This is a genomic window from Gordonia sp. McavH-238-E, assembly GCF_022348225.1.
GTDB lineage: Bacteria > Actinomycetota > Actinomycetes > Mycobacteriales > Mycobacteriaceae > Gordonia > Gordonia terrae.
In genome coordinates, this window is record NZ_JAKRFE010000039.1 from 1 (window position 1) to 2167 (window position 2167).

The 2167-nt window shown below is 62.6% G+C and carries 1 protein-coding gene; it reads right to left on the bottom strand.

Features of this window, described 5'->3' with window-relative positions:
• Window positions 1-112 precede the first annotated feature (112 nt).
• On the bottom strand, window positions 113-1549 hold the full coding sequence (gene ltrA, locus MHN80_RS25600; RefSeq protein WP_239404133.1) for a group II intron reverse transcriptase/maturase: 1437 nt from the start codon (window positions 1547-1549) through the stop codon (window positions 113-115).
• Between the last annotated feature and the right edge of the window lie 618 nt (window positions 1550-2167).

Below are 2167 nucleotides of genomic sequence, written 5' to 3' on the forward strand. Positions count from 1 at the left end.
CCCAGTTGGTGTCGGCCCCGGGCGTAGTGGCTGCGATTGCTCGCAGGCTATTTCCCGGGGCCGCACCGCCGAACCGGACGTGCGGCTTTCACCGCATCCGGCTCTCCATAGGTCACGCTGGGATGGCGGGTGAGGTGTCCCAGGGGGTCGGGATCTTGGTGCCGCGGTAGCGATAGCGCTGGATGGTCATCGTTGCCGGGTGGTAGAGCCTGACTCCGTTGTATTCCGGCCACCGGTGTGGGTTGTATCTGGTGAACAGGGCCCGTCGACTGGTGTGGGGGTGTTTGTTCTTGATCCAGTTCCACACGCGCCACCACAGATAGTGCCCGAGGGCGCTGAAGGTGGCGCTGGCCGAGCTGTGCCGGAAGTACTGTGCCCAGCCCCGTGCCGTCCTGCCCAGTCGCAGGAACAACTGGTCCGGGGCTTGGTGGGTGATCTGTCGGGTCATACTCTTGAGCTTGCGTCGGATCGAAGCGACTGACTTCTGTGACGGGTAGCTGTAGATGTATGACCGGGTGCCGCCTTTCTGGGTGTGCCGCTGGATGCGGAATCCGAGAAAGTCGAACCCTTGTGTGGTGGAGATGATCCTGGTTTTCTCTGGGGCGAAACGCAACCCCATCGGCGCCAGGACCCTGCCCACCTGGTCCCATAATTGCTCAGCGTGAGCACGCGATCCGTGCACCAGAACCACGAAGTCATCGGCGTATCGGACGAGCCGATAGGTCGCTCCGCCGCGGTTGCGGTGCGCAGCGCGTGCGCTGCTGTTGTTGTGGGCCGCCCACCAGTCATCGATGTGGTCATCGAGGACCGAGAGGGCGATGTTGGCCAGCAGGGGCGAGAGAATACCGCCCTGCGGGGTGCCAGTGTGTGTATCCCGGAAGGCTTTGTCCTCATCGAGGATTCCTGCTTTGAGGAAGGCCTTGATCAGTGCCAGAACCCGTTTATCGGCGATTCGTGCCCGTATCCGCGCCAGCAGCGCGGGGTGGTCGATCTCGTCGAAACACGAGGCGATGTCGGCTTCAAACACCCAGTCATAACCTCGGGCCGCATGAAACCGAATGTCCTCGATCGCGTCCTGTGCTCGCCTGCCGGGTCGGAATCCGTAACTTGAGGACGAGAAATCGGCCTCGAAGATCGGTTCCAACACCAGTTTCAGGGAGGCCTGCACGACCCGGTCGGTGACGGTCGGGATTCCCAATCCTCGTTTCTTGCCATTGGCTTTGGGAATCATCACCTGTCGTACCGGGACCGGGCGAAAAGTCCGTGCTTTGAGTTGCGCGCGGACGTCTTCGAGAAACCCGGTCACACCCTGTGCGGATGCCTCGATCGAGGCCGCGGTACGGCGATCGATCCCGGATGTCTTAGCTCCCTGGTTACCCCGAACTCGTGTCCACGCCTCGGCGAGGAAACACGGATCGGCCACAAGGTTGTACAGATCCTCAAACCGACGACCACGATCGGCCGCCGCCCAACGATGCAACTTTGTCTGCATCCCCAGTACCCGCTGACGTGCCGTGAACGGTTTGGCCAGCGCGGCACCGATATTCATCGGTGCGTCTTCTGTCATTACAGTCCAATCGTTGCCTGTCCTACTGCGGTCCTTCCCCATGTGGCCGGCTTTCCCGTCCTCGGAGTACTACGACCGCTCCGCCCCCACCCGATGCCGTTGATGGGCAGTGCATCTACCCGCCCGGTTGCCGCTGGCTGCGGCCTTACCCCGGCGGGAACACCCGATGGGTTCCCCTGTTCACGATGTTCCCGATCGACGAGGGAGGTGCCCAGCTTTACCCCGATGGCCCCGGCGGATACCCCACAGCACTTCTCCACCGGCTACCGGACACCGCAGGCCACGGTGTTCGGCGGACGCGTCTGGTAACACTTCCCTCCGCGCGCACCATTTCCCGACCAATCCACCAGATTGCAGTCGGTTCCACCTAACGAGGCCTCTGACACTGGTTCCTCACGTACACCTTCTCGTCTTGCTCACCAGGCCCGCGCCATCTGGCAGTACTGACACGACCCAACTTTGTCGGAGGCCGCTTGCCACCCGAACCTCACACACTCCCAACGAGATCCGAGCTGCCTCCCAGCTTCCTCAGGCCGCTGTGACGACCCGAGATCGGGGGTCTCTCACCCCCGATCGGTAACAACGCGCCTCAGGGCGCAC

What these genes read in the sequence shown, in the direction of transcription:
- ltrA (WP_239404133.1), bottom strand. Translation starts at nt 1,549, where the DNA reads ATGAATATCGGTGCCGCGCTGGCCAAACCGTTCACGGCACGTCAGCGG.